We start from the raw sequence: 18,209 nt of genomic DNA on the forward strand, positions 1-18,209 counted from the left end.
GCGCCGAGCTCGGCCCGCGCTGCAGCGGCCAGCCGGCGCGCCCGGCCCAGCTCGCACTGCAGATCGGCAAGTCGACCCTGATGCGTCTGCCCGAAGCGGTGCAGCACCGCAGCGTCGGCAACCCGTCGGTGGTGCAGGCGCTGCTGGTCGCGCCCGACACGCTGTACATCGCCGGGGTCGACGTCGGCACCACCAACATGATCGTGCAGGGTAGAAGCGGGGTGTGCAGCCTGCTCGACATCGTGGTCGCGATCGACCCGAGCGCGCTGCAGGCGACGCTGGCCGCCGTGATGCCGGAGGAGAAGGATATCCGGGTGCTGGCGGCGGCCGACTCGCTGGTGCTGACCGGCACGGTCAGCGACGCCGCCGCCCTGGCCCGTGCCGCGGAACTGGCGACGGCCTACGTGCACCGCCCGCTGCGGGGGCCTGCCACGCCCGAGAAGGAAGACAAGCCGGGCGGCAGCCCCTCCAGCAATCCCGGCTTGCGGGTGATCAACCTGCTCAGCGTGAGCGCGCCGCAACAGGTGCAGCTCGAGGTCAAGATCGCCGAGGTTTCCAAGACCCTGCTTGAGCGTCTGGAGGCCGGCGCCACCTTCAAGTTCGGCGCCGGCGGCTGGGGCGCGGCGCTGCTGTCGAACTTCATCAGCGGCACGGCCCACGGCCTGGTCGACGCGCGCAGCGCCAACGGCAAGCGCCAGCTCACCGCCGAGGCCGACAAGCAGGACGGCCTGGTGCGGGTGCTGGCCGAGCCGAGCGTGATGGCGGTCAGCGGCCAGGAAGGCAGCTTCCTGGCCGGCGGCAAGTTTTACGTGCCGGTGTCACAGGAGAACAACAAGGTCTCGCTGGAGGAGAAGGAATTCGGGGTCGGCCTGCGCTTCACGCCAACCGTGCTGTCCGGCGGGCGCATCAACCTGCGCGTCGCGCCCGAGGTCTCGGAGCTGGCGCGCGAAGGGATCGGCATCTCCGCCAACGGCATCAACGGCACCGCGATCCTGCCCCTGATCACCACCCGCCGCGCCAGCACCACTGTGCAGCTGTACGACGGCCAGAGCTTCGCGATCGGTGGCCTGATCAAGAACAACCTGGTCACCAGCATGAAGGGCCTGCCGGTGCTGGGCGAGGTGCCGATCCTGGGCGCGCTGTTTCGCAGCACCGACTACCAGCAGGACCGCACCGAGCTGGTGTTCGTGATCACCGCGCACCTGGTCAAGCCGCTGCCAGCCTCGAACTATGCGCTGCCGACCGACCGGGTGGGCGAGCCGACGCGCGCGGCCGTGATGCTGGGCGGGCGCATGGAAGGCGCGGCGCCGGAAACCACGACCGCCGAGGCGTCCACGCCCAGGCCGGCGACGCCATCGTCGAGCAGCGCCGGCGGCTTCGAACTGAAATAGGAGAACAGCGATGGCTACGATACGGTTGGGGGCAGCGCTGCTGCTGGTTTTGCTGGTCGGAGGATGCGTGTCGCCCGCGCCCCGCTTTGACGCGCGCTTTGGCGAATCGGTGCGCGCCAACCTGGCGGCGCAGGTGGCCAACCCGGCCGCTTCTGCCAACGCCAACCCGGTGCGGGGAATCGACGGGCGCGCCGCGCGCGGCGCCCAGGAGCGCTACGAGAAGTCGTTTGCGCAGCCGGAAAGCGCTCCTGCGGCCCTGGTCAGCTCGATGGGGAAGTGAGATGAGGGATCAGCGCAGCGACGCCGATGCCAAGAACAGGCTGCGCCAGCGTGCGATGTTCCTCGCCGGCCCCGGCGACAAGATGATCCTGCGCGACTACCCCGGCCCGGATGCCAAGGCGCCATCCCCGATGCCCCACTGCGCTGCCCGGAATGCGCCGGTGTGCATGAAGAACCTGGCCGACTCCGGCTGCGTCCGTTTTATGCGGGTGCGCTTGTGCCAGCCGGGCGGCGAAGGCATGGCTGCGCTCAAAATCGACCTGCCCTGGTTCACCACCGTCTTGCCGCTCGAAGCGCTTGGCGCCACCCAGTCCACTCCCTGACCCTAACGCCTTGCAGCGAGGATTCTGATGAAAGCCCTATTGATCAGCCGCGACAGCCAGCTCTACGCCGACATCGCCTCGCAAGGCACGGCGCGCGTTCCGCCGCTGAACATTGCCGCCAGCCGCACCAGCGTGCGCGATGCGCTCGACCGCCCGGTCCACGACCCGGAGCTGGTGATCGTCGACGCCAGTGAGCTCGATGCCGCCGACACCGATCTGCTGGAACGCTTGTCACGCCATTTTCCGTCCGCGCAGCTGATGCTGCTGACCGGCCAGCAGCAGCCCGACCTGTTGATCCGGGCCATGCGCGCCGGCGTGCGCGAGGTGCTGCAGCTGCCGCTGGAGCTGGCGGCGTTCCACGAAGCGCTCGACCGCATTGCCGCCAGCGCCGGCGTGCTCGCCGCGCGCGATGGCAAGGTGCTGGCCTTCATCGCCTGCAAGGGCGGCAGCGGCGCAACCTTCATCTCGACCAACTTCGGCTTCGCGCTGGCGACCCTGGCCGACAAGAAGGTGCTGCTGATCGACCTGCACGGCCAGTTCGGCGACGCCACGCTGTACGTATCGGACCAGAAGCCGGCCATGACCCTGTCGGACGTGTGCAGCCAGATTTCGCGCGTGGACGGCCCGTTTCTCGAATCGTGCCTGGTGCACGTGGCGCACGGCTTCGGCGTGCTGGCCGCGGCCGACGATCCGTCGCAGGCGAAGGAGGCCAAGCCGGAGCACATCGACGCCATTTTGCGGGTGGCGCGCCAGCACTACGACTACATCCTGCTCGACGTCGGACGCCAGATCGACGCGGTGTCGCTGCGCGCGCTCGACTGCACCGACGTGATCTATCCGGTGCTGCAGCTGGCGCTGCCCGACATCCGCGACGCGCGCCGCCTGCTCGACATCTTCCGCTCGCTCGGCTACTCGACCGACAACATCCGGCTGATCGTGAACCGCTACGAAAAGGGCGGCAAGCTGCGCCTGCAGGACCTGCACTCGGCGCTTGGCGCCGAGGTGGTGCACACCGTCCCCAACGATTACATCGCGGTCACCGATTCGGTCAACCAGGGGGTGCCGGTGCTGCAGCTCACGCGTAGCAGCGCCGCCGCGCGCAGCCTGGCCGAGCTGGTCGAGCTGGTGACCGCGCGCCGCGCGCCGGAAAGCAAGGGGCTGTTCGACCGCCTGTTCGGCCGAAGCGAAGCCGATTACTAACCGATTGGAGTTGCACATGTCCTTACGCGAACGCCTGACCGGAGCCGACGACGAGCGCGCGCCCGGCGCCCCGGTGCCTGAGGTGGCCAACCAGGCCTACCAGGAGCTCAAGAAGACGATGCACCAGATGATCATCGACCGGATTGACCTGGAGCGCCTGAAACGCCTGACGGCCGAACAGTTCAAGCACGAGCTGGCGCTGCTCACCCAGCGCATCATCGAGGAGGAGCGCATCGTCCTGAACCAGACCGAGCGCCACAACCTGGTGCTCGACATCCAGAACGAGATGCTCGGCTTCGGTCCGCTCGAACCGCTGCTGCACGACCCGACCATCGCCGACATCCTGGTCAACACCGCCAGCAAGACCTATATCGAGCGGCGCGGGCGGCTCGAGCTGACCGACATCACCTTCCACGACAATGCGCACCTGATGAAAATCATCGAGAAGATCGTCTCGCGCGTCGGGCGCCGCGTCGACGAATCGAGCCCGATGGTCGACGCCCGCCTGCCGGACGGCTCGCGGGTGAACGCCATCATCCCGCCGCTCGCGGTCGACGGCCCGATCCTGTCGATCCGGCGCTTCGGCGCAATTCCGCTGTCGGTGCAGAACCTGCTCGACTTCAAGAGCGTGACCCCGCCGATGGTCCAGGTGCTGGCGTCGCTCGGGCAGGCCAAGATCAACATCCTGATCTCGGGCGGCACCGGCAGCGGCAAGACCACGCTGCTCAACCTGCTGTCCGGCTTCATCCCGGCCAACGAGCGGATCATCACGATCGAAGACGCGGCCGAACTGCAGCTGCGCCAGCCGCACGTGGTGCGGCTCGAGACGCGCCCGCCCAACATCGAGGGCAAGGGCGAGGTGTCGCAGCGCCAGCTGGTGCGCAACGCGCTGCGCATGCGCCCCGACCGCATCATCCTGGGCGAGGTACGCGGCGCCGAGGCGCTCGACATGCTGCAGGCGATGAACACCGGCCACGAGGGTTCGCTGGCGACGATCCACTCGAACACCCCGCGCGACGCGCTGGCACGCCTGGAGAACATGGTCGGCATGGCCGGCGTGAACCTGACGCCGCGCGCGATCCGCCAGCAGATCTGCTCGGCCGTGACGGTGGTGCTGCAGGTGTCGCGCCTGACCGATGGCACCCGCAAGCTGATCAGCCTGCAGGAAATCACCGGCATGGAAGGCGAGATCATCTCGATGCAGGAGATCTTCCGCTTCGAGCAGACCGGCGTCGACCACGACGGCAAGGTGCAAGGCTTCTTCAGCGCCACCGGGGTACGTCCGCGCTTTGCGGACCGGCTCAAGATGTACGGCTGCCCGGTGCCGGACGACACCTTCGATCCCGACCGCATCTTCAAGTAAAACCGCAGCTCCTACTGGCAGCAGGGACATTCATGGACGCACTCTATTATGGCTTTGTGGTCTTCCTGTTCGCGGCGGTGATCCTCGCCATCGAGGCGCTGTACCTGTGGTGGATGGGCACCCACGGCCGCGCCGCGCAGCGCATCGCGCGCCGGCTGCAGATCATGGCCGGCGGCGCCGGGCGCACTGAGCGGATCTCGATTCTGAAGCAGCGCCGCTACAGCCACAACGACGCATTCGACCAGCTGCTGCACGGCCTGAAGTTCGCGCACCGCATCGACCGGCTGCTGGTCCAGTCCGGGCTGCGCTGGACGGTCGAACAGCTGCTGGGCGCATCCGCGCTGCTGATGCTGGTGGGCGTGCTGCTGGTGGCGCGCTGGCCGGTGCCGCTGGTGTTCCGGGTGGCGGTCGTGGCCCTGCTGATGTCGGTGCCGGCCATGCTGGCACGGCGCGCGCGCCGCGTGCGGCTGTTGCGGATCGAGCAGCAGCTGCCCGAGGCGGCTGACTTTATCGCGCGCGCGCTGCGCGCCGGGCACTCGTTCACCAACGTGCTGCAGATCGTGGGCAACGAGCTGCCGGAGCCGCTCAGCGGCGAGTTCCGAATCGCGCGCGAGGAGATCAACTACGGCGTACCGATGGGCGAGGCGTTGCACAACATGGCGGCGCGCATTCCGCTGACCGACCTGCGCTACCTGATCATCGCGGTGCTGATCCAGCGCGAATCGGGCGGCAACCTGGCTGAGATCCTGGGCAACATCAGCACCATCATCCGCGGCCGCCTCAAGCTGGCGGCCCAGGTGCGGGTGCTGTCGGCCGAGGGGCGCATGTCGGCCTGGATCCTGGGATGCCTGCCGTTTGTCGTGTCCACCATGATGCTGATCATGAATCCCAAATACATCAGCATGCTGTGGACCGATCCCACCGGCATGCGCCTGCTGTGGTATGCGCTGGGCATGATCGTGGTCGGCGTGATCTGGCTGCGCAAGGTGATTCACATTCGGATCTGAGGAGGCACGATGAGCGGCGCACAACTGTTGTTTCTGTTGATCGTCTTTGGCACGGTCTGCGGCCTGGTGTGGCTGGGCATGGCCCTGTTCGCGCCACAGGCGCTGCGCGAACGCCTCGGGCGCTTCCTCGGCAAGGCCGAGTCGGGCCAGCCGCAACAGGGTTGGATCGAACGGGTGGCGACGGCGGCCAAGCCGCTGACCAAGCTGTCGCTGCCGGAGGATGGCTGGGAAAAGTCGACACTGCGCGCCCGCTTCATGAATGCCGGCTGGCGCAACCCGTCCGCGCCGGTCCTGTACTTTGCATCCAAGACCCTGCTCGCCCTGATTCTGCCGGCGCTTGTCGGCCTGGCGATTGCGATCTCCAGCGCGACCCTCACCAGTGGCAAGCTGCAGTTCGCGCTGCTGGTCGCCGCCACCCTGGGCTACTACCTGCCCAACGTGGTGCTGGTGCGCGTGGTCGAGCGGCGCAAGCGCGAGGTGTTCGAGACGATTCCTGACGCGCTGGACCTGCTGACCATTTGCGTCGAGGCCGGACTGAGCCTGGAGCGCGCGCTGGTGAAGGTCGCCGCCGAAATCCATATCAAGAGCGAGACGCTGGCGCTGGAACTGCAGCTGGTGCTGATGGAAATGCGCGCGGGCCTGAGCAAGGACAAGGCGCTGCGCAATTTCGCCCTGCGCACTGGCGTCGACGACGTCGACACACTGGTCGCGATGCTGATCCAGTCCGAGCGCTTTGGCACCAGCATCGGCGACTCGCTGCGCGTACATTCGGAAAACCTGCGCACCAAGCGGCGCATGCTGGCCGAGGAGACCGCCGCCAAGATCGGCCTGAAGCTGCTTTTCCCATTGATTTTCTGCATCTTCCCGACGCTGATGATGGTGCTGCTTGGCCCGGCGGCGATCCAGATTTCCCGGACCCTTGGCACGATCGCCAGTGGCGGCCACCACTGATCACGGAGCCCGTTATGCGAACCCGAATCCTGATCCTGCAGTTATCGGTGCTGTGCGCCGGCAGCATGCTCAGCGCTTGCACCGGCTTCTCGCAGCACGCCGCCACCGACGAGCTGGCCGCGCGCGTGGCGGACGACGCCTATCTGCGCGGCCGCAACCATTACCTGGCGCGCCGTTACGACGACGCCATGCGTTCGTACGAAACCGCGCTCGCGGCCGAGCCGTCGCACGTCAACGCGCGCAACGGGCTGGCCACGCTGTACGCCGAGCGGCGCGAATTCAAGCGCGCGATCGCGATCTGGCGCGGCCTGACCGAGCAGACCAGCCTGGCGTCGGGGACCGGTGCGGCCTTCCTTTTCAATAACCTCGGCTACGCCTACTTTCTTGACGGCGACTATGCAAACGCCAAGGCCGCGCTGGAAAAAGCCTGCCTGCTCGACCCGTTGAGCCACCGCGCCTGGCAGAACCTGGGCGAGACGCTGCAGCAGTTGGGCGAGAACGAACGCGCGCAGCAGATGATGCGCCAGGCCAGCGCACTGCGCGAACCGGAAGCCGGCGCCAGCAAGGCTGTGCCCGCCGAAGCACCGGCAAACGGAGCATTGGCGCAGGCGCCCGATGCCGGGCAACAGGAGTGGCCCGTGACCGAGTTAAGGCCCGCGCTCGACGGCACGCTGGAACTGCGCATCATCCAGGCCGCCCATCCGGCCGCCGATCCGGCCGTTCCGGCGCCGGTCCCCGCACCTGCCGCGGAGGTCGTACCGGTGCGAGACGTTGCGCTGCTGGAAATTCGCAACGGCAACGGCGTGACCGGCATGGCCAAGTCGCTGGCGCGCCAGATGGGCGATCCCGGCCTGAAAGTAGTGCGCCTGACCAACGAGAAAGGCTTCAAGGTCCAGCAGACGCGGGTCGAGTACCAGGGCCAGTTCCTGCCCGCCGCGCAGCGGCTGGCCGAACGCTTTGGCAATGCCAAAATGGTTGAAGTGGACAGTGTCAAAGGGGTGAACATGCGCCTGATCATCGGGCGCGACCTGGTGCGCACCCGTTTTGTGCTGCGCCCGATGGCGCAGCCTACCAAACTGGCCGACACCACCCCCGCCGACAAGACGGGCGGCTGACCTGCTTGCCTACCCGTCGTCCTGCCGGGCCTGGCCGGCCCCTTGCGGCTTACTGCCAGTGCACCTTGCCCAGCCCGCTGCTGGTCGCGTTGCGGCTGGACGGATTGCCGTACACCTTGGCCGAACCCAGGCCCGACAGGTTCAGGTTCGCGGTTGTTTTCGCGTACACGCTTGCGCCGCCCAGGCCACTCATGTCGACGTCAACGGTATCGGCGCGCAGTTCCTGGGCATCCAGGCTGCCGACGCCGGACAGCCGCGCCCGCAGCATTTTGGCCTGGCCCCTGACGGTCAGGCGGCCGGCGCCGCGCAGGCTCAGCTCCACCCGTTCGGCGTCGCCCGTATTGAGGTCCAGCCCGCCGACCCCGCCCAGGCGCGCGTCGACGTTGCGGTAGCGGCTGTTCATGGTGACGGTGCCAGCGCCATCGAGCGACAGCTTGATCGACTCGCCGCTAAAGCCGCTCACGTCCGTGGTGCCGACTCCTTGCGAAACGAATTCATTCAGGTTCGGCACCGTGAGCTCGACACGCATCTTGTGCTCTTCGCCGCGCATCTTGTAGGTACCGCGTGCAAGGTCGATCTGCAGCGTATCGCCCTGCTGGGTGGTCGTGACCCTGCGCAGGTCCTCGCGATCAGCCCATACCACCAGCGAAGGTGCCGTCCCCTGTTTGAGGCGCAAGTCCACCACGCCGCCCAGCCGGACCTTGGTGACGCGCGCATCGAGCGGACGCGCTTCGCTCGCCATATCGGCGGCCAGGGCATGGTGGACGGTCAGCGACAGGGCCGCGGTCAATGCGGCGCATTTGAGCAGTTTGTTCATTTCTCATTCTCCTTGTGAGCGGTGGATGAGTGAACTATAGCCCTCCGATTTTTGGGGAACGGGCAGATTGCGACAGACTGCACGTTATGCAGGGCGGGCTGCAAAAAAGCGCGCCAATAACGAAAAAGGGCCCGCATCGCTGCGAGCCCTTTCGGGAATGCCGACGCTACCAGCTGCGCGCCGGGCTATTCAACCAGTCTTCACCCGGGAAGTTGGATGACGCCCAATTGCGCTGCAACTGAGCGACAAAGACGATGTCGTTCCCGTCGACCAGCTGCTTCAACCGGTCCCGGATGCCCTCCACGCTTTCCATGGTATCCAACAGCCAGACCCACTCCAGGTGCTTGGAGAACTGGAAGTTCTTCAGATAGTCGTGGATCCGATGATAGTTCTGCCCCACGGTTTGCAGATCATAAGTTACAAAAATTACTGCCATAATGTAAAAACCTTACAAAATGGCCTCCCGCCCCAGCTTTCGATCGCCAGAGATTCTCAGATTTGCTTGTCAAGCAGTGCGCAAACGTTATAATCCCTCGTGTTTTACCATGAAGTTGCTTGGTTAAGGAGACCTGGTACTTCGTCAATCCAGCATCTGCAAATGCTGGGCCAAGTTGCCCTGCCGTGCCTCTGGCGCGGTGGGGCAATTTTCATAATACACGTTCACTGTATAAATATCCAGTAGTTGATGCGTTCACATTGCGCGACTTTTGGTCAGCGCCTGTCCTCTTGCGCTCGCCCTACGAAGGTTGATGCGCGTAGTGAGCCCCTGTTTCCGACGCCACTCGGAACACCTCGCCGAACTTTTGCACCAACAATTAACATTTCTTTTTGATAATATAGATTTATTATCAGTAATCATGTTATTGTGTTGGAATTTCCGCAACCTTTCGTCACATGTACACTTATAGCCGCCGCCTGCGTACAGGTTCACGCATGAAGAAGAAACTGGGTGCAGTGGTTGGACTTGGTGTCGCAACTTTTGCGGTATTCCTCCTGCTACTAGCATACAAATCGGACGCGGACAGTCCGGTACGGCCTGCCGTCATCGATGCAGCGCGGGTGACGCCGACTGCGGTGAGCACGCCCGCCGCGCCAGTGGCAAATACAAGCACGCGGCGCGTTTATCCATACTCGATCATTCCCGGTGGCGTATCCAATCGGGACGAGCTCGTGCGAGTGATTAAGACCGACAAGGTAGTAGCCGAGCATTACGCGTCGTTCAATGCGGAGGTGGCGGTTGAGCTGATCGTTACCAAGCCGCGTGCGGTGTACGTGTCATATCGGAAGGGCGACAAGATCTTCTGGACGGCCAAAAAAGTGATGCTGGCCGAAGGAGAAATGCTGCTGTCCGACGGCCACAGCGAAATTCGGGCGCGCTGCGGCAACCGGATTTCCGACGTACCTCAGCTTCCAGTCGAACGCGGGGGACCCACCGAGGAAGAGCTCGACTCCTCGATCGAAGTCGCGCAGGATGCAATCGAGCGTCCGGAACTGTACGCGGTACAGTTCTCGATGGATGATCTGCCCCCTTTTGGAGGCCAGGCCTATCAATTGGTCACGTTTGCGAATGGCGCCGGACTGGTGACCAGCGGCAGCGAACCGTTGTCGCGCAGGCAGCTCCCCCAGTTCGCCATGGCCGGCGGTGTTGACCGCAACCTGCTCACCCCTGCCGCTTGGCAGCAGCTCGGCACGGCCAGCACGTCGGGCAGCCGTTCCGAACCGAGCGGCTCGGAATCCGGCAATACGCCCGGCACGCCGCCCGTGCTTGCGCCGTCGCCAACGGAATCCGATGGCCCGGGCAAAGGCTCGGGAAATCAAACCCCGCCTGGCGATACAACGCCTCCAACCAAGCCGGCTGATCCAGATCCCGCCAAGCCAAATCCTGGTGAACCTGGACCTCCAACCCAGCCGACTGATCCGGCGCCTACCAAGCCAGATCCCAGCGACCCGGGACTTCCAATTCAGCCGACCGACCCCGGTCCCACCAAGCCAAATCCTGGTGATCCTGGACTTCCAATCCAGCCGACTGACCCCGGCCCGATCAAGCCGACTGACCCGAACCCCACCAATCCAGGTCCCGGGCCGGAAGAGCCCCCGGTGATCATCGACGAGCTGCCATGGCCGCCGCAGCTGCCTAACAACCCTGTGGATCCAGGGAAAGATCCGCACAGGGGCGGCGAAGTGCCGGAGCCAGCCACGCTGTGGCTGAGCGGCGCCGCGCTTGTGGGGATGTTGCTGGTGGGCCGCAAAAAGTCTCGTTCGAAGGGGTGACTGCCTTTGCGGCTAAAACAAATCAAAACATAAGCGTGAACCAGCGAATAGCTAGCGCTCACAAGTGCAGAAAACGACGACGGAATAGCCAAGCTTATGAAAAACCAGCTGCGTGCCTACATGAAGTCCAGAAAGCAAAAAGCCCAGCCATCTAGGCTGGGCTAAGTGCTTGATTCTTTGGTGCCGGCTATCCGAATCGAACGGATCACCTGATGATTACAAATCAACTGCTCTACCAAATGAGCTAAGCCGGCATATTCGGTCCGGATTATACGCTATTTAATGCGTGTCAACGTTGGGCGCCCGCCTTTTTTGGGCGGTTCGTTGTTGCCATCCGGCGCGGCCGCAGGCTCCGACGGTGCGGCGGTATCCGGCACTGCAGACAACGCAGGTGCCGCCGCAGGTTCGCTTGCCTCCGGCGCAGTCATCTCAGCCGCAGTAGTCGCGACCTCGAACGCCATCCCTTGGCCGTTTTCGCTGGCGTAGATAGCCAGCACGTTTTGCACCGGCACGTACAGTTCGCGCGACACGCCGTTAAAGCGGGCGCGGAACGTGATCGCGTCGTTGTCCATCTTCAGGCCCGAGGTGGCGCCGTAGCTGATGTTCAGGATGATTTCACCCTTCTTGACGTATTCCATCGGAACCGTCGTGGCGGCATCGACCTTGACCGCAATGTAGGGCGTGTAGCCGCTGTCGGTGCACCATTCGTAGATTGCGCGTAACAGGTAAGGCTTGGTGGAGATTTCAGGCATGTGTTTGAGAGGAAGTGAAACAAGATGTTACACCACCAGTGTACTTCGATTTGCCCGAGGGCGTCGTATTCCGGAGTGAAACGAACGGGGCCGCCTGTCCGCGATGGGACAGCCGGCCCGCGGCACATCAGCGGCGCATCACCTTTTCGGACGGGGTCAGCGCTTCGATGTAGGCCGGACGCGAGAAGATGCGCTCGGCGTATTTCATCAGCGGAGCTGCCGTTTTCGACAGCTCGATGCCGTAGTGGTCCAGGCGCCACAGCAGCGGGGCGATCGCCACGTCGAGCATCGAGAACTCGTCGCCGAGCATGTATTTGTTCTTCAGGAACAGCGGTGCCAGCGTGGTCAGGCGGTCGCGGATTTCGGCGCGCGCCTTGTCGTGGCTCTTGTCGGCCGCCTTGGTGCGCTCGCTTTCCAGCGTGTGCACGTGCACGAACAGTTCCTTCTCGAAGTTAAACAGCATCAGGCGGGCACGCGCACGCATCAGCGGATCGGCCGGCATCAGCTGCGGGTGCGGGAAGCGCTCGTCGATGTATTCGTTGATGATGTTCGATTCGTACAGAATCAATTCGCGCTCGACGAGGATCGGCACCTGGCCGTACGGGTTCATCGTCGAGATGTCTTCCGGCTTGTTGAACAGGTCGACGTCGCGCACTTCGAAGTCCATGCCCTTTTCGAACAGGACCAGGCGGCAGCGTTGGGAGAACGGGCACGTGGTGCCGGAGTAGAGAACCATCATGGTTTATAGTTCCTTAAGCAACAAAAGGGGTGAAGCGCCTTCGCGACTCACCCCGGAAAAATTGGTTGCCCACATTATAACCAAGTGGGCGGTGAAACTGAATTACTTCACTTCTTTCCAGTACGACGCGTTCAAACGCCACGCCAGGAAGGCGAACATCGACAGGAAGAGAAGCACGACCACGCCCAGCTTCTTGCGCGTGCCTTGCGACGGCTCCGCCATCCATTCCATGTAGGCGACCAGGTCCGCGACATTGGTGTCGAATTCCTGTTCCGTCATCGTGCCGGGCGTCTCTTGCTGGAAGCCGGCGAACTTGTGCACTTTCTTGCCCGGTTCGTGCGGATCGGCCTCTTCGACGTACTTGGCCGTGCGTATGCCCTGAAGCTGCCACAGCACGTTGGGCATTGCCACGTTCGGCACCACCATGTTGTTCCAGCCGGTCGGGCGCGTGTCGTCCTTGTAGAAGGTGCGCAGGTAGGTGTACAGGTAGTCGCCGCCGCTGCCCGCTGAAGAGGCTTTGGCGCGCGCGATCACCGACAGGTCCGGCGGCACCGCGCCGAACCAGGCCTGGGCATCGGCCGGCTTCATCGCGATCGTCATCAGGTCGCCCACCTTGTCGCCGGTGAACAGCAGGTTGTTCTTGATCTGGTCGTCGGTCAGGCCCAGCGCGGTCAGCCGGTTGTAGCGCATGGATGATGCCGAATGGCAGTTCAGGCAGTAGTTGACGAACAGTTTGGCGCCGTTCTGCAGCGACGCCAGGCTGGAACGTTCAGGCGCCTTGTCCAGCGGGAAGCTGGCTTCGTTGGCCAATGCGAGCCCCGGCAGCAAGGCCAGGACCGCAATCAGTTTCTTCGAAAAATTCATTGGGTGTCCTTTGCTCTTGTCCATGGGCTCAGTGCGGGTGGAAGGTCACGCGATTGGGCACCGGCTTGAAGGTGCCCATCGTGCTCCACCACGGCATCAACAGGAAGAAAGCAAAGTACATCAGGGTTGCAACCTGGGCGACCAGGGTGTAGGTCGGGGTCGGCGCCTGCGTGCCGAGGTAGCCGAGCGTCAGGAACGCCAGGGCGAACACCACGTACACGTATTTGTGCCAGGACGGACGGTAGCGGATCGACTTGACCGGCGAATGGTCGAGCCAGGGCAGGGCGGCCAGGATCAGCACGCTCGAACCGAACAGCACCACGCCCCAGAACTTGGCTTCCAGCACCTGCGGCAGCATGCCGATCTCGATCAGCACAGCGATCACCGTGATCGCCACCTTGGCCTTGAACGACAGGCGCGAACGGAGCCAGATGAACACCACGTAGAGGACAATGGCCGCCATCACCACCCACAGGAAGTCCGAGGTGGTCGCGCGCAGCACCGAGTAGAACGGGGTGAAGTACCAGACCGGCGCGATGTGCGGCGGGGTCTGCATCGAGTTGGCCGGCAGGAAGTTGTTGTATTCCAGGAAGAAGCCGCCCATTTCGGGCGCGAAGAACACGACGGCCGAGAAGATCAGCAGGAACACCGAAACGCCGAACAGGTCCTTGGTGGTGTAGTACGGGTGCGACGGAATGCCGTCGACCGGATGGCCGTCCGCACCGATGTTTTCCTTGATTTCCACGCCGTCCGGGTTGGACGAGCCCACTTCGTGCAGCGCGATCAGGTGCGCCGTCACCAGGCCCAGCAGCACCAGCGGGAGCGCGATCACGTGGAACGCGAAGAACCGGTTCAGGGTCGCGTCCGACACCACGTAGTCGCCGCGGATCCACAGCGACAGGTCCGGGCCGATGAACGGAATCGCGCCGAACAGGTTAACGATCACCTGGGCGCCCCAGTACGACATCTGGCCCCACGGCAGCAGGTAGCCGAAGAAGGCTTCGGCCATCAGGCACAGGAAGATCGCGAAGCCGAACAGCCAGATCAGCTCGCGCGGCTTGCGGTACGAGCCGTACAAGAGGCCCCGGGTCATGTGCAGGTAGACGATGATGAAGAAGGCCGAGGCGCCGGTCGAGTGCATGTAGCGGATCAGCCAGCCCCACGGCACGTCGCGCATGATGGACGTCTCGACCGAGGCGAACGCCAGGTTGGCGTCCGGCTTGTAGTGCATGGTCAGGAAGATGCCGGTGATAATCTGCAACACCAGCACCAGCATGGCCAGCGAGCCGAAGACGTACCAGATGTTGAAATTCTTCGGGGCGTAGTATTTGCCCCACTGGTCATTCCAGAGTTTGGACAGCGGAAAGCGGTCGTCGATCCAGGCCAGGGTCTTCTGGCCGCGGGTGGCGCCGGCAGGCAGCTTGGTTTCCTTGAATGCGGTGCCCATGATTACGCCTCCCCTTTCTCGTCTTTGCCGATGATCAGCTTGTTATCGGCGAGGAATTGGTACGGGGGGACGTCGAGGTTGGTCGGCGCCGGTTTGTTCTTGAAAACGCGCGCGGCCAGGTCGAAGGTCGAGCCGTGGCAGGGGCACAAAAAGCCGCCATGCCAGTCGTCCGGCAGGTTCGCCTGCGGGCCTTCGGTAAAGCGCGAGGAGGGCGAGCAGCCCAGGTGCGAGCAGATGCCCACCACCACCAGCACCTCCGGATGTTCCTTGCGCGAACGGGTCTCGTTCTTGCAGTACTCGGGCATCGACAACTGGTAGAACTTGTCGGAGTGGGGGTCGGCGACCTTGTCGTCGTTCTTCTGCAAGCTGGCCATCATCTCCGGCGTGCGGCGCAGGATCCACACCGGCTTGCCGCGCCATTCGACCACCTTCATCTCGCCCGGCTTGACATCCGAGATATCGACTTCGACCGGCGCCCCGGCTGCCTTGGCGCGCTCGGAAGGCTGGAACGTACTGACCAGGGCTCCCGCCGTGGAAACCCCGACGACTCCGCCCGCCGCACATGTGGCGACGAGCAGGCCACGCCGGGCTGCATCGACCTGCTTCTCATTACTCATACCAACTCCACTCCGTGAAAATACGAAACTAAAGAATCAATAAAGAGCTTCCAGCAGCCTGAAATTATATGTGAACAAGATATATTGTTGGAGAAAATATAAAAGCAGAGCCGGGACCGGGTGGGATGTTTGTTCCGCACCAGGACAAAACGGTGAGTAAACACGCCCTGCGCGGGAGGGTTATGCGCGGGCGCAAAACTGCGCGCGGCCGCCGGTGCGCGGCATGACTTTTCGGCCGTTGCGGTATCATCGGCTGGTATTTCAACCACAAGACGGGGGATGCCGATGGCGATGATGGAAGAATTCAAGAAGTTCGCGCTCAGGGGAAACGTGATGGACCTGGCGGTGGGCGTGATCATCGGCGGCGCGTTCGGGCGCATCGTCGAGTCGCTCGTGCAGGACGTGATCATGCCGCCGGTCGGCAAGCTGTTCGGCGGCTTCGACTTTTCGAACTACTACATCCCGCTGAACCACCAGGGCACCGCGCTATCGCTCGCCGAAGCCAAGAAGGCGGGCGCGGTTTTCGCCTACGGTAATTTCCTCACCGTGCTGCTGAACTTCCTGATCCTTGCCTTCATCATCTTCCAGATGGTGCGCCTGATGAATCGCATCCGCCACCACGGGTCTCCGGAACAGGCCAAGGAACCGGCCACGCCCGAAGACATCGTGCTGCTGCGGGAGATTCGCGACGCGCTCAAACGCTGACGGGGTGAAACCAGGGACGGGTGCATGCGGCGCTACTGGCTGATCTTCGCGCAGACCGTCACGGTCGCGCTGGCGCTGTATTTCGTGGTCGCGGCGCTGCGCCCCGACTGGCTGGGCCGCGTGCCCGTGCCCGCCCGGGTCGGCACGGGCAGCGGCGCGGTGCCGGTGCTGCAGGCCCCGCCGCTGCCGGCCCCGGACAGCTTTCGCCTGGCCGCGGCCAGGGCCATGCCGGCCGTGGTCAACATCACCACCAGCAAGGCCACGCGCGAGACCAATCCGCTGCTGAAGGACCCATTCTTCCGCCGCTTTTTCGGCGACAAGCTGCCGCCGGACGAGCAATTGTCCAGCCTGGGTTCGGGCGTGATCGTCAGCAGCGACGGCTATATCCTGACCAACTACCACGTGGTCGAGGGCGCGGACGAGATCGAGGTCAGCCTGGCCGACGGGCGCCGGGCCAAGGCCCAGTTGGTGGGGACCGATCCCGAGACCGACCTGGCGGTGATCCGGATCCGCGAGCCCAAGCTGCCGGTGATGTTGCTGGGAAATGCCGAGCAGGCGCGCGTGGGCGATGTGGTGCTGGCGATCGGCAACCCGTTCGGCGTGGGCCAGACCGTCACGATGGGGATCATTTCCGCGCTGGGACGCAACAACCTGCACATCAACCACTTCGAAAACTTCATCCAGACCGACGCCGCCATCAATTTTGGCAACTCGGGTGGCGCACTGGTCGATACGCGCGGCGACCTGCTCGGGATAAACTCGGCGATCTACTCGCAGACCGGCGGTTCGGTCGGGATCGGCTTCGCGATTCCGGTGTCGACCGCCAAGGCGGTGCTGGAGGCGATCGTCCAGCACGGCAGTGTGGTGCGCGGCTGGATCGGCATCGAATCGCAGGACATCACGCCCGAGGTCGCCGACAGCTTTGGACTGGCGCGCGCGAGCGGCGCGATCATCGCCGGCGTGGTGCGCGACGGGCCGGCCGATAAGGCCGGCATCCGCCCCGGTGATATCCTGCTTGACGTCAACGGCAAGCCGGTCGCCAGCACCAGCGACACGATCAACCTGATCGCCCAGCTCCAGCCTGGCGGCAAGAGCAAGATGACGGTCATGCGCAAGAACCACCGCGCCACGTTTGAAGTCCTGGTCGGCACCCGGCCGCACCAGGTTCCCTAACTTTTTCAGGATTTTCCATGCACCTGCATGACTTGACGCGCTTTTTAAGCGAGCTCAACGAGAATAACAACCGGCCCTGGTTCCTGTGGAACAAGCCGCGCTACGACATCCTGCGCGCGGAATTCCTGGATGTTGTGACCGAGCTGATCCGTGGCGTCAGCAAGTTCGACCGCTCCGTCGCCGCGTGCGATCCGAAGAAAGCAGTGTTCCGCTTCCACCGCGACACGCGCTTTTCAAAAGACAAGACGCCGTACAAGACTCACTTCTCGGCCGGCATCGCCCCGGGCGACAAGCGCAGGCCGAGCGAGGGCGCCGGGCCGACCTACTATTTCCACATCGAACGCAACGGCCGCCTGCTGTTCGGCGCCGGCGAATACATGCCGCCCGCACCGCGCCTGAAGGCGATCCGGGAACACGTGGTCAACGATGCGCCGGGCTTCATGAAAATGTTGAAAAATAAGCAGCAGCGCGCCACCTATGGCGACCTGCGGCACGACGAAGGCAAATTGCAGCGGCCGCCGAAGGGAATCGACCCGGACCATCCGCTGGTCGAATACCTGAAGCTGAAAAGCTATTTCGTCTGGACCGAGGTCGAGCTGAACCTGGACGCGCCGGACCAGCTGGTGCCGACGCTGGCGCGCGGCTTCAAGGACGCCTCCGCGCTCGTGACCTGGTTGCGCGGGGTGCCGCAAACTCATCAGGAGCAATAGCAAAGGGGGAGAGCAATATGGCCTTGCGACACGCAGCACCGGGCGAGAAGATCGAATTGAAGCGCGGCGATGACGACATCGCGCATTTCACATCGGTCGCGCTGGTCAAGACCGCGCACATGGAACTGATCCGGCTCGTGGTGCCGAAGGAAAAGCCGATGCCCGAGCACTGGGTCGAAGGCGAGATCACCATCCTGTGCCTGGAAGGCGAGCTGGTGGTGGAAATGCAGGGGCGCGAAACGGTGCTGGGGCCGAACGAAATGGTGTACCTGGGCGGCGGGCAGCCGCACGCCATCCGCGCCAACCAGGACGCGGTTGGGCTCATGACCATTCTGCTGCACCCTGGCGACAACACCGGCGGCCCGGTCAGGACCGCCGGCTGATTCTCACTAGTCGCGCAGCGCGCGCGCCGGCGCGATGCGCATCGCGGCGCGGGTATGGCGCGCGCAGGCCGCCAGCGCCACCAGCGCGGCGAACCCGAAGGC

The 18,209-nt window shown here is 64.1% G+C and carries 20 protein-coding genes and 1 tRNA gene; 13 read left to right on the forward strand and 8 right to left on the reverse strand.

Annotated features, from left to right (window positions below):
- From E4O92_RS18050 to E4O92_RS18085, 8 genes are all read left to right on the forward strand, one after another.
- Nucleotides 1–1,391, forward strand: a 1,391-nt coding sequence (locus tag E4O92_RS18050) for a type II and III secretion system protein family protein (RefSeq protein WP_135191042.1), incomplete at its 5' end; no start/stop codon positions are given.
- A gap of 10 nt (nt 1,392–1,401) precedes the next feature.
- Nucleotides 1,402–1,671 carry a hypothetical protein gene (locus E4O92_RS18055; protein ID WP_135191043.1) on the forward strand — a complete coding sequence of 90 codons (270 nt, stop codon included), beginning with the start codon at nt 1,402–1,404 and terminating at the stop codon, nt 1,669–1,671.
- A gap of 1 nt (nt 1,672) precedes the next feature.
- Nucleotides 1,673–1,993 carry a hypothetical protein gene (locus E4O92_RS18060; protein WP_135191044.1) on the forward strand — a complete coding sequence of 107 codons (321 nt, stop codon included), beginning with the start codon at nt 1,673–1,675 and terminating at the stop codon, nt 1,991–1,993.
- Between the two features lie 27 nt (nt 1,994–2,020).
- Complete coding sequence (locus E4O92_RS18065; RefSeq protein ID WP_135191045.1) at nt 2,021–3,193, forward strand: CpaE/TadZ family protein; 1,173 nt, start codon at nt 2,021–2,023, stop codon at nt 3,191–3,193.
- Nucleotides 3,194–3,209: 16 nt separating this feature from the next.
- Nucleotides 3,210–4,556, forward strand: a complete 1,347-nt coding sequence (locus tag E4O92_RS18070) for a TadA family conjugal transfer-associated ATPase (RefSeq protein WP_135191046.1) — start codon at nt 3,210–3,212, stop codon at nt 4,554–4,556.
- A gap of 32 nt (nt 4,557–4,588) precedes the next feature.
- On the forward strand, nt 4,589–5,563 hold the full coding sequence (locus E4O92_RS18075; RefSeq protein ID WP_135191047.1) for a type II secretion system F family protein: 975 nt from the start codon (nt 4,589–4,591) through the stop codon (nt 5,561–5,563).
- Nucleotides 5,564–5,572: 9 nt separating this feature from the next.
- Nucleotides 5,573–6,514, forward strand: coding sequence for a type II secretion system F family protein (locus E4O92_RS18080; RefSeq protein ID WP_135191048.1), 942 nt, complete (start codon nt 5,573–5,575; stop codon nt 6,512–6,514).
- A 14-nt stretch (nt 6,515–6,528) separates the two neighbouring features.
- Nucleotides 6,529–7,629, forward strand: coding sequence for a LytR C-terminal domain-containing protein (locus tag E4O92_RS18085; RefSeq protein ID WP_135191049.1), 1,101 nt, complete (start codon nt 6,529–6,531; stop codon nt 7,627–7,629).
- Between the two features lie 49 nt (nt 7,630–7,678).
- Here the strand turns inward: E4O92_RS18085 and E4O92_RS18090 are convergent, their stop codons facing one another.
- Together E4O92_RS18090 and E4O92_RS18095 are read right to left on the reverse strand one after the other, a co-directional pair.
- Complete coding sequence (locus E4O92_RS18090; RefSeq protein WP_135191050.1) at nt 7,679–8,446, reverse strand: head GIN domain-containing protein; 768 nt, start codon at nt 8,444–8,446, stop codon at nt 7,679–7,681.
- Nucleotides 8,447–8,612: 166 nt separating this feature from the next.
- Nucleotides 8,613–8,882, reverse strand: a complete 270-nt coding sequence (locus E4O92_RS18095) for a hypothetical protein (RefSeq protein WP_135191051.1) — start codon at nt 8,880–8,882, stop codon at nt 8,613–8,615.
- A gap of 497 nt (nt 8,883–9,379) precedes the next feature.
- Between E4O92_RS18095 and E4O92_RS24900 the strand changes: the two genes are divergently transcribed.
- Nucleotides 9,380–10,717, forward strand: coding sequence for a PEP-CTERM sorting domain-containing protein (locus E4O92_RS24900; protein WP_167759821.1), 1,338 nt, complete (start codon nt 9,380–9,382; stop codon nt 10,715–10,717).
- A gap of 178 nt (nt 10,718–10,895) precedes the next feature.
- On the opposite strand, the gene E4O92_RS18105 is transcribed toward E4O92_RS24900, so the two are convergent.
- The 6 genes from E4O92_RS18105 to petA form a co-directional block, all read right to left on the reverse strand.
- Nucleotides 10,896–10,971: transfer RNA gene (locus E4O92_RS18105), tRNA-Thr, on the reverse strand.
- 21 nt (nt 10,972–10,992) lie between these two features.
- The gene (locus E4O92_RS18110; RefSeq protein WP_135191052.1) at nt 10,993–11,469 is read right to left on the reverse strand and encodes a ClpXP protease specificity-enhancing factor; all 477 of its coding nucleotides are present in this window, start codon (nt 11,467–11,469) and stop codon (nt 10,993–10,995) included.
- A gap of 127 nt (nt 11,470–11,596) precedes the next feature.
- A complete protein-coding gene (locus E4O92_RS18115) occupies nt 11,597–12,208 on the reverse strand; it encodes a glutathione S-transferase N-terminal domain-containing protein (RefSeq protein ID WP_135191053.1) in 612 nt (203 codons plus the stop codon).
- A 102-nt stretch (nt 12,209–12,310) separates the two neighbouring features.
- Complete coding sequence (locus E4O92_RS18120; protein ID WP_135191054.1) at nt 12,311–13,072, reverse strand: cytochrome c1; 762 nt, start codon at nt 13,070–13,072, stop codon at nt 12,311–12,313.
- 28 nt (nt 13,073–13,100) lie between these two features.
- Entirely contained in the window at nt 13,101–14,519 is a 1,419-nt protein-coding gene (locus E4O92_RS18125) for a cytochrome b (RefSeq protein WP_135191055.1), read from the reverse strand.
- A 2-nt stretch (nt 14,520–14,521) separates the two neighbouring features.
- On the reverse strand, nt 14,522–15,136 hold the full coding sequence (gene petA / locus E4O92_RS18130) for a ubiquinol-cytochrome c reductase iron-sulfur subunit (protein ID WP_135191056.1): 615 nt from the start codon (nt 15,134–15,136) through the stop codon (nt 14,522–14,524).
- 285 nt (nt 15,137–15,421) lie between these two features.
- Between petA and mscL the strand changes: the two genes are divergently transcribed.
- Genes mscL through E4O92_RS18150 form a run of 4 tightly spaced genes read left to right on the forward strand, consistent with a single transcriptional unit; the run spans nt 15,422 to nt 18,107 of the window.
- Nucleotides 15,422–15,841, forward strand: a complete 420-nt coding sequence (gene mscL / locus E4O92_RS18135; RefSeq protein ID WP_135191057.1) for a large conductance mechanosensitive channel protein MscL — start codon at nt 15,422–15,424, stop codon at nt 15,839–15,841.
- 24 nt (nt 15,842–15,865) lie between these two features.
- Nucleotides 15,866–17,014 (forward strand): Do family serine endopeptidase, encoded by a 1,149-nt coding sequence (locus E4O92_RS18140; RefSeq protein WP_135191058.1) that lies wholly within the window; start codon nt 15,866–15,868, stop codon nt 17,012–17,014.
- Nucleotides 17,015–17,031: 17 nt separating this feature from the next.
- Nucleotides 17,032–17,724: a DUF2461 domain-containing protein gene (locus tag E4O92_RS18145; protein ID WP_135191059.1), complete on the forward strand. Its 693-nt coding sequence runs from the start codon at nt 17,032–17,034 to the stop codon at nt 17,722–17,724.
- 17 nt (nt 17,725–17,741) lie between these two features.
- Nucleotides 17,742–18,107, forward strand: coding sequence for a cupin domain-containing protein (locus E4O92_RS18150; protein WP_135191060.1), 366 nt, complete (start codon nt 17,742–17,744; stop codon nt 18,105–18,107).
- The last annotated feature ends 102 nt before the right edge of the window (nt 18,108–18,209 follow it).

Origin of the sequence: Massilia horti (assembly GCF_004614195.1) — a bacterium.
GTDB classification, from domain to species: domain Bacteria; phylum Pseudomonadota; class Gammaproteobacteria; order Burkholderiales; family Burkholderiaceae_D; genus Telluria; species Telluria horti.

Coding starts and splice junctions, on each gene's coding strand:
- E4O92_RS18055 (WP_135191043.1), top strand. CDS start 1,402: ATGGCTACGATACGGTTGGGGGCAGCGCTGCTGCTGGTTTTGCTGGTC.
- E4O92_RS18060 (WP_135191044.1), top strand. CDS start 1,673: ATGAGGGATCAGCGCAGCGACGCCGATGCCAAGAACAGGCTGCGCCAG.
- E4O92_RS18065 (WP_135191045.1), top strand. CDS start 2,021: ATGAAAGCCCTATTGATCAGCCGCGACAGCCAGCTCTACGCCGACATC.
- E4O92_RS18070 (WP_135191046.1), top strand. CDS start 3,210: ATGTCCTTACGCGAACGCCTGACCGGAGCCGACGACGAGCGCGCGCCC.
- E4O92_RS18075 (WP_135191047.1), top strand. CDS start 4,589: ATGGACGCACTCTATTATGGCTTTGTGGTCTTCCTGTTCGCGGCGGTG.
- E4O92_RS18080 (WP_135191048.1), top strand. CDS start 5,573: ATGAGCGGCGCACAACTGTTGTTTCTGTTGATCGTCTTTGGCACGGTC.
- E4O92_RS18085 (WP_135191049.1), top strand. CDS start 6,529: ATGCGAACCCGAATCCTGATCCTGCAGTTATCGGTGCTGTGCGCCGGC.
- E4O92_RS18090 (WP_135191050.1), bottom strand. CDS start 8,446: ATGAACAAACTGCTCAAATGCGCCGCATTGACCGCGGCCCTGTCGCTG.
- E4O92_RS18095 (WP_135191051.1), bottom strand. CDS start 8,882: ATGGCAGTAATTTTTGTAACTTATGATCTGCAAACCGTGGGGCAGAAC.
- E4O92_RS24900 (WP_167759821.1), top strand. CDS start 9,380: ATGAAGAAGAAACTGGGTGCAGTGGTTGGACTTGGTGTCGCAACTTTT.
- E4O92_RS18110 (WP_135191052.1), bottom strand. CDS start 11,469: ATGCCTGAAATCTCCACCAAGCCTTACCTGTTACGCGCAATCTACGAA.
- E4O92_RS18115 (WP_135191053.1), bottom strand. CDS start 12,208: ATGATGGTTCTCTACTCCGGCACCACGTGCCCGTTCTCCCAACGCTGC.
- E4O92_RS18120 (WP_135191054.1), bottom strand. CDS start 13,072: ATGAATTTTTCGAAGAAACTGATTGCGGTCCTGGCCTTGCTGCCGGGG.
- E4O92_RS18125 (WP_135191055.1), bottom strand. CDS start 14,519: ATGGGCACCGCATTCAAGGAAACCAAGCTGCCTGCCGGCGCCACCCGC.
- petA (WP_135191056.1), bottom strand. CDS start 15,136: ATGAGTAATGAGAAGCAGGTCGATGCAGCCCGGCGTGGCCTGCTCGTC.
- mscL (WP_135191057.1), top strand. CDS start 15,422: ATGGCGATGATGGAAGAATTCAAGAAGTTCGCGCTCAGGGGAAACGTG.
- E4O92_RS18140 (WP_135191058.1), top strand. CDS start 15,866: ATGCGGCGCTACTGGCTGATCTTCGCGCAGACCGTCACGGTCGCGCTG.
- E4O92_RS18145 (WP_135191059.1), top strand. CDS start 17,032: ATGCACCTGCATGACTTGACGCGCTTTTTAAGCGAGCTCAACGAGAAT.
- E4O92_RS18150 (WP_135191060.1), top strand. CDS start 17,742: ATGGCCTTGCGACACGCAGCACCGGGCGAGAAGATCGAATTGAAGCGC.